Origin of the sequence: Vibrio olivae (assembly GCF_042428525.1) — a bacterium.
GTDB classification, from domain to species: Bacteria; Pseudomonadota; Gammaproteobacteria; order Enterobacterales; family Vibrionaceae; genus Vibrio; species Vibrio olivae.
Genome location: NZ_JBHMEP010000023.1, coordinates 1 through 8679 on the forward strand (window position 1 = coordinate 1; position 8679 = coordinate 8679).

The following is an 8679-nucleotide window of genomic DNA, read 5'->3' on the forward strand; positions in this document are numbered from 1 at the left end:
ATCACCGGTAAGTCTAACAGTACTAAGCTTACATTTTCGGTCACGCCGGCTAAGGAGAACGGGCTTACGTTACAGCTCCCGGCTAACTACACGGCGGCTGGAAAGACTACGGCTAACGGAGCGGTTATCGCCGACGACCCCGGAGCCGCTGGCGAGTTCGTTTGGAGCATCACGATCTCGGACGTACCGGCCAACGTCACGATCGATGAACTGACGGCTACATTGAAAGTAACCGCCGCTGGTGGTCAGACAGTCAACGTGACGGTAACGCAAGCCGCTGGAGACTCTACTATCGAGCTTGACAAGGAGACTATTAACTTGGATGTAAATGGTACTCAACAGACGGTTAACGTAACATCTAATGACAGCTGGACATGGGCGCAAGCAGCCGCCAGAACCGTGTTGAGGATGACGAGATGATAACAGTTAGGAGATAATGGTATCGAACCCCAATTGGATAAATCCGGTTGGGGTTTATTTGTTTTGTTATCTTTGCAATAGAACGAAAAAAATGATATATATGGATAATGATTTGAATATTAATTGGAAGGACGGGGTAGGTGAGGTAACAGGCCAGCCTCTGACCGTCAGCCCCGGGTCCGGGACCGGTAGCGCCGCTGTTTCCTTTGGCTCGGTAATGAACAAAGGTCTTGACCGTACTCTTGAGTTGGAGATAACAACCCCCAAAGGCGTTAAGAAGACGCTTACGGTGAATCAGGAGGGATGTAGGCAGGCTTATATCACAAGCGACGGTAAACGGTGGCTGACTAGCGACAATCGGGTGTATGGGGTGTTGAAGAGTGACGCTCCGTGTCAGTGCAACGGTACTTGCCTTATTTCTTATGTTCGCCCTGATGGAAGTATAACGTACACACCTTCCGATGATTGTATAGGCGTTGTCCTTAACGCTCAAGGTAAGAGATTTATGATTGAGAAATATGAGGATCTTAATGAAAGCTATGTAACAGCCGGAGCCGGGAAGGACAGCACTTCCATTTTTTATTGGGGTGGATATGGTACGGATCAGACCGGCATTACAAATTATGACAAAGTAGATGGAAGTGATATTAGAGGTTACCTAAAACCGGAGTCGGGTTCATACAATGGTACCCCTAACCTTTCGGCAAATATTACTGCATGGACAAACGGGGCTTTATCTGATTGGAATGGGAAAGCCAATTCCAATGTATTAAAAGGGGTGACTACCGGTGATGGGCCTTATACTTCCTATGCGACAATTGGCCATGTGCTTAATACGTTTTTAGCTAGTGCTGACGCTAAAGGATATGATGATTGGTATATCCCATCATGCGCTCAACTGGCGTTGATATTCATGAACTTGACGAGTGTCAATAACGCATTATCGGCTATTGGTGGACAACAACTCAGTCCATCCAAAGCCTATTGGGTTAGCTCAGAGTTTGACTCCAACAACGGGCATCGCGTGTACTTCAAAGATGGCAGCGTGAACGGCAGCAGTAAGGGCAGCCGTTATAGTGTGCGGTTCATCAGAGACATTTAACCATGGAACTGCTTTGTTTTTACAAAATTTGTAATTACATTTGTGGCGCATGTCCATCACCATGCTTTTCATCGCTAATTTATTATAAAGGGATACAGGTCTGTGATGGGATCGGTATCCCTCTATTTTTTAATATGGAGAAGATAAATGTTTTCGATGTTCAGATTCCTGATGGAAGACAAATCCGTTGTATGTCGTATAATAAGGTTACTTATTTTGATCTTGACGATATACGATTTACATGATGTGGCTGATACCAAGGTTATGAGTGAGTTCCTGCACCGTGATGGTGATCGTTATTGGGTTACGGTAGATGGCGTAAGGCAGTTGTATCGTAGAGTTGAGTGTAAGATGTGTTTTGAGGTTATAGAAAAATTAAGGGGATTATGAGAGAAAAGAAATTTGATTTCGTGATATATCCGTTGGATTTGATTATCACGGTTGGATTAGATTATAAGACGTTGTGTGATCGTTTCGAGAATATGGAACCTGAGCATAATGGGGAATGGGGAAATAAGGAGGATATGGACAAGGAAGCGTCTTTTGTGAATTTGGTAAAGGATAGGGATGATGATGGTCGATTCGCTATACTTTGGAACTTTTCGAGCGATGATGATATAACGATAAAAAATACCTGCCATGAGTCATTTCATGTAGCCATGAGTGTATGTCAGTTTTGTGATATGTCGCTTGGATTTAAGGTTGGAGAGGATGAGCACGCAGCGTATATAGCTGGTTTCGCTGGTGGTTGTGCTTATGATTTTCTCTATAGTAATAGTACAGAATAGATATAGATTCATTTGTGAAATATAAGAATATCAGCCTCCGCTTATTTGTGGGGGCTTTTTGTTTATCTTTGTCAAAAACATGAAGTCATGTCAAGTTGCGTAATTAAAAGAAATAGTAAGGGTAAGATAACCCGTGTCTTGACCCCTTCCGGAGAGGTATCTACCTTATTCGATAAGATAGCGGGCATAGCCGCCGTAAGTGACCTTAATAAGGCCGCTGAAGCTTATATGACTATTTATAACGATAAGTTCAGGTCTAAGTTCGGAGACTGGACGAGATCCGTGCCAAGGAATAAGGAGGCGGCCAGATCCATAAGCGCCAGACTTAGCGCCAGCGAGTGGGGGCAACTTATGTCAGCCAAGGTCTTGTCCGCCATAAGCGATATGGATGCCCCGGCGTTGGCCAGAAGCCTTGGGAATAGCGACAATGTCGTGGCTTATCTTACCTCCGGAGAGGTAGGTGATGTCAATGATATGGCTGTGGTAGATACGTCCACGGTACAGGAGGTGGATCTGGATTCCATAAACGAGGATAATATTGGCGATACGATACTGAAAGAGGCGTCATGGGATGATATAAGGGCTATCAGGGAGAATATAGATATTAAGGAGACAGCCCGTATGTTATGGAAGGCCGTGGAAAGCGCTTTTACCGGGCAACGACCTAATATCAGGGTGAAGGGTGGAAATATAGATGGTGAGATCATATTTTCTGGTAATGTCTTGCCTTTAAATGATATCGAGAATTATACGCCTCCATCTTCAAGATTGGTATATGATTCCGGTGAGCCTCGCCTGTTCTTTAGATCGGATGATGGCAAGGTATATGATACTTACGCCAACGCCATAAAAGGCTCGTCCGGCGGGCGGGTCGAGGCCGGGTTCTTGGCCGGCAGTGTCGAGGAGAGCGACATCCCTACCGGAGCGACGGACATCTCCTTTGGCTCTTCTTCCATAACTCTCAATAACAAGGAGTCATTCATCCCTGTCCTTAGCATCAGCTCCGATTCTGATATAAGCACCCGTGGAGGCTTTGTTAATTACCTTATCAAGAAAGGTATGTTAAGCGGTGAGCGTATAAGGCTGGGGGATATGTATTATCTTACCGGGGCCGGCAACTCCGATGGTCTTAAGATTTATAACGCTATGGATGCCTTATCCAGCATCAGGAATAGATTTGGAAGTCAGTCCTCCGAAATGAACGTATTGGGTTCTATAGGTTTTGATACGGAGGTAAGTAATGATCTTGATCTTATCACGACATCGGGGGAGAAGGTTACGGTAAGCAGATCGGAGATCAAGGGCATGTTAAGGCAAGGTAAGTTTGAGGAGCTTAATAACAAGTATGATGGATTCATGGAGCTAGCCTTGTCGTTGATGATGGAGGATAACGCCTTATACGGAAGCAATGTCCGTGGCGTTATTGAGAACGAGAAGGCGGAGGATCTTCAGAACAGGACTGATATCACCAACATCTTATCCACGTTAGGTATCCGTGTGATGGGTATGTCCGAATATATGGATAAGTATAAGATGCGTAATGGTGTCGAGCCTTCGGCTAGGGCCTTATCCGATATGGCTAATGGGGTTATTGCCTTGGCTGAGGGGGCTACGGTAGAGGATCTTAATGAGGAGGTGGCTCACTTCTTGATCGATACTTATCGTAACCAGCAGGAGATCGATGAGATTCTAGACTCGGTTGTCGGCACGCCGCTATGGAATCAATTCGCTGGTCGTTATTATGAGGTATATGGGAAGGAGTACCAAGGAGAGGAGCTAGACCGGATGGTGAAGCGGGAGATCCTAGGCAAGACGTTGGCCCAGCGGTTCGTTCCGGGCATGGAACAGGCGGGGGAGGATCTGACCTCGTCCGAGGACGCCCAGCTCTCCTTGTTTGGCAGGATAATCCGGGCTATACGGAATTTCTTCTCTACTCAAAGATCAGACTTGAATAAGGTTCTTGATAGGATAAAGGAGTCGGCGTTAGCTGATGATCCAAGCGCATTTGACGTGCTTCTGTTAAAGGATAGCGACCATCTCATGTACTCATTATCGGATGTTGACGTGGCTAATAAGTTGATCAAGAACGGTAGGTCATTGGAAAGGCTATACACTAGATTGCAGAGGATGAGGTCAAGCCAAAGCCAGAGGATCGGTGAGAGTATCTCCCTTCTTCGTGATATAGGCGAGAAGGTGAGACAAGTCGGTGGTGAGCTTAATAAAAACAACAACCTGCTATCCACCAAGAGTGTCATAGCGACCGCCAAGGCTGAGGTGGAGTATTTGGTCACTGTTGCCAGTAGCTTGCGTAAGAGCGACAAGGGACTTGATTATGAGACGATACAGGTTATCGATAACGTGTACGGGGAGATAGTGCCTTTGATCAGGAATCTTCGTGGATTCGTCAATAATCAGGCGGAGGATTATTATGGCGTCAATAAGGTTGGTATGGTAGAGGATATGGATGATATATTACGTATGGCTGAGACATCCATGTCCGATATAAACGCCCTTCGAAGTGATCGTAATGAGGACTGGCTGGATGGACAGCTTCGGATGTTTAATATCCCGGAAAGATATTGGAATGGGATAAAGAAGTTGATAAATAACATCCATAAGGATATCAATGTCATGTCCCGATTCTTTGGCACACTGGAGCATAGTGGTAACGCTATCTTAGGCATGTTAGGGCAACGTCTTGCCAAGGCTTATAACGACGCTCATGTTGAGGGTGTGGCTAATATCAATAAGATGACTAAGATGATGAAAGAGCGTGGATGGGGGATAAAGGATAATGAGGATCTTATACAGAAGATAAACGGTAAGAACTCTGATTACCTTGACTCGTCCCGTGATTTCGCCAAATACGATTTACTGTATCGGACAGAGCAGGCGAAAGCTATTATTGATATATATGATCTTAAAAAGGTTACGGGTAAGACCGAGAAGCAACTTATCGACATGCTTTTATCTGATAAGGGGCTTAAGGTCAAGACTCGTGATGATATCGTAGGATATGATGGGGATAAGCCTATTACGAAGGCCGTGTATCATGTATTCAAACCTACCATCCAGAATTTTGATATCTCGGACATGACGTTCGAGGATCAGCAACGGTATCTGGATACGATAAATAGGTGGTTGGATGAGAACCAAGAGAAACCTATGGTGCAGGCTTATTACGATAAGATCGAGAAAGTTAATAAGAAGGTCGAGGAAAGACTGGGTCGTAGGGTATCGCAAGCCACGTCCGATTTCATGACCCGTATCCGTAGAAGCCGGTATGTGGCTATGGATAAGTTTATTAAGAACAAGAAGGTCGATTGGGACGCTTTCCAATCTGACCCTATAGCTTGGAGATCTTATCTGGATATCCTTCGTGATAGGGCTATAGCCAAGAGCGAGTGGTATTCCGACGGGACACCAAAGGAAGCGGGGTCCGAGGCGTTGATGATGTCCGAGGAGATCAAGGCATGGGACGAGGCGTGGGCCGAGGAGTTCGGGAATACCAACGAGGGTCGTAAGGCTTCAGCCGAGTTTAAGGAGATACTGCGTGGGATAGAGCGGTCCGAGGGCGGTAAGGCAGCATTCGAGTTCCTGCTAGCCGGTGGTCATCTTGGCTTCTCCAAGGATATGTGGGGATCCGAGGAGGGTGATTATTACGAGAATCTGGTTGATAAGATCACGGAGCAATCTGTATCATCATCAAGGATAGAGAAGGTAGAGGAGGCGATGGCAACAATAAATGAGATTAACGATCAGTTAAGACCTTTGCTTATTCAGTACCGGGACAGTACCAGATATGGCGAGTATGATTTCGATCGTCTTCGTGGATCATCGTCATTAAGGAAGATAAACGAGCTATACGACCGTCTGGCCGAGGCCAAGAGTGTTATTAACGCCGCCGCTTCCGCTGAGGATATTGAGATGAATATGCCCGATACGGTGGAGAGTGGCGTTACAGATTCCTACCGTAATGCGTTAAGGGATGCCGTGACATACGACAAGGGAATGGATGAGATTAAATTCGCCAAGGAACATATGTCTGCCCGCTCCCGGAGTCAGGTAGATAGGATGGCCGCCAAGCTGTCACAGAAGAATCCATCATGGACATCCATGGAGACAACGTTCCTTAGAAAAAAATACGGTCCTGATTTCAGTGATAAGCTGGCTAATGATATAGCTATGGGTAAGGCTAATAGTATACTTATTGAGTATGCCAGAACCCGGCTATATCCTTATATGAGAAAATACTCTCCCAAAGGGTATTCTGATTTTGTCAGGAAGATAAATAACGGTACGTATAAGGTGTCGGATTTTTTTGATGCCATGGAAAGCGGTATATCAAAGGAAGAAAGCGTGTCCCGTTTCGGCTTCGATATTAATATGATTGATTTGTCGATCAACAACCAATGGTTAGATGAGGCTGATTTCGAGAGTTCCTTCCGGAATCCTAATTATAATCCCGATCTAGGTTATGGATATCATACGCCTAGATTTGATAAGTACAAGAATGAGGCTTTCTTCAAAAAATACGGTATTACCAAGGAAGGAGAGGAGGCCACGATCAACAAGGATAAGTGGGAGATGAGGAAGGAATTGCTTAACATAAGCCGTAAGGCTATGGAGGATTATGATGAGCGTTTCAGGAATATCTACCAGATACCACAGATATCCAAGGGCGGAGTGGAGAGGATGGTGCAGGCCGGGGTTGACCCGAAGGCGGCCATCGGAAACGCCGTACGTGACATCGTTGGCGAGAGGGTTGATGATCCCATACATGGTCAAGGACAAGACCTAGGAGGGCTTGATGAGAACGATAACAAATATCGCATGATCCCCAAGTACTATCTGAGCAAGCTAGAGAATGCCGATGACGTATCCCATGACTTCGCGTACTCCTATTCTATGCTATCCCTTCAGGCGGCATCTTATAAGTATAAGAGAGCTGCTTTGGATGATGTTATGGGATATAGGAATATGATGCTTGAGACACAATATGATGGGGGAAAGAATCCAGAAGCCACTCATGCCTACAGGATGTTTCAGGACTGGGTTAACGCCAGTATCTATGACGTTAGGATAAACAATAAGCGGACTGAATGGAATATAGGCAATTATAAGGTCGATCTTAATAAGCTGGCCCTTATGTTTACCAAATTTGTGTCCAAATCCAACCTAGGCTTCTCCCCGTTCGTGGCGGCTACCGGTGCCCTTACCGGGCAGGCCAACTTCCTTTTGGAAGGTATGGTAGGACAGTACATAAGCAAGGACTCCATGAAATACGCTTATGGAGAAGCCCAGAAGCAGTTAAGCACGTACGTGTCTGAGATCGGGGACATAAATCGTACCAATAAGTTATATGTTGTCGGTGAGGCCCTAGGTGTGTTTAATGTCCGCAACCGTGTACGATCGGCGGCATATAACAAGATCTGGAGAACCTTATTCCGGGATCTGCCATTTAAGATGATGGAGGTTTTGAACTCTCCTTTGGACCCGCAGGTTATTATCTCGGTAATGGATGACACTCGCCTGCATGAGGGTCAGTTCTGGTCATATTCTAATTTCAAGGAGATGATGATGAAGGACAGGAATATGTCCGCTAATGAGGCTAAACGTAATTGGGAGCGTTTAAGGGATTATTCCATATGGAACTTAGTAAATGTCAAGGACGGGAAGATCGTGGCTAAAAACGAGGCTAATAAGGATATTATAGACCGATACATACCTACATTGTCCAGCAGGGTCAGGAGTATGGTGCAGATATGCGACGGCGCCCTTAACGAACAGAACCGGGTGGGGGCTAGCCGGAACGCTATCCTTAACATGGTGCTCCCTCATCGTGGATGGTTTATACTTGCCATTCAACGGGCATACAAAAAAGCCGGGTTTAACTTCCAGACCAACCAGTTCGAGGAGGGATATATGAGAACGTTATGGAGATTCGCCGGAGATATCTATAATATGATGTCAGAAGGCAGGATGAAGGAAATACATGACGTGCTGAAAGAATATCATAGTCTTAATCCTTATGAGCAGACCAATATCAAGCGATCGCTTATCAATATGGCAGTATTCGCTACGATGATAGCCATAGGAAGGGCTTTGATGGGATATAGGGAGGATAATGAGGATAGCTGGTTCGGGCAGTTCATTACCTATATCGGGTTCAGGACGATCAATGAGATCGCTTCCCAGACATCCCCGTTCATGGAGCTTAACGCCATAGATATGCTGCAAGATCCGCTGGTTACGGCCCGGAAGTTAGGCGATCTCACCGATCCCCGGAACTGGGACCCGTTCGCTACTGTCCAGACCGGTGTGTACAAGGGCGAGAGTAAGTTGTGGAGACAGCTCATGAAGTTCTCG

At 45.8% G+C, this 8679-nt stretch carries 4 protein-coding genes; all 4 read left to right on the top strand.

The annotated features are described in order from the left end of the window. Window positions 1-420 (top strand): hypothetical protein (locus ACFFUV_RS22925; protein WP_390198115.1); only part of this gene is annotated, 420 nt, incomplete at its 5' end. A 505-nt stretch (window positions 421-925) separates the two neighbouring features. Next, the gene (locus ACFFUV_RS22930) at window positions 926-1522 is read left to right on the top strand and encodes an Lcl C-terminal domain-containing protein (protein ID WP_390198118.1); all 597 of its coding nucleotides are present in this window, start codon (window positions 926-928) and stop codon (window positions 1520-1522) included. A gap of 386 nt (window positions 1523-1908) precedes the next feature. Beyond that, window positions 1909-2310: a hypothetical protein gene (locus ACFFUV_RS22935; protein WP_390198121.1), complete on the top strand. Its 402-nt coding sequence runs from the start codon at window positions 1909-1911 to the stop codon at window positions 2308-2310. A gap of 87 nt (window positions 2311-2397) precedes the next feature. Further along, window positions 2398-8679, top strand: a 6282-nt coding sequence (locus ACFFUV_RS22940) for a hypothetical protein (protein ID WP_390198123.1), incomplete at its 3' end; no start/stop codon positions are given.

What these genes read in the sequence shown, in the direction of transcription:
- ACFFUV_RS22935 (WP_390198121.1), top strand. Translation starts at nt 1,909, where the DNA reads ATGAGAGAAAAGAAATTTGATTTCGTGATATATCCGTTGGATTTGATT.
- ACFFUV_RS22930 (WP_390198118.1), top strand. Translation starts at nt 926, where the DNA reads ATGATTGAGAAATATGAGGATCTTAATGAAAGCTATGTAACAGCCGGA.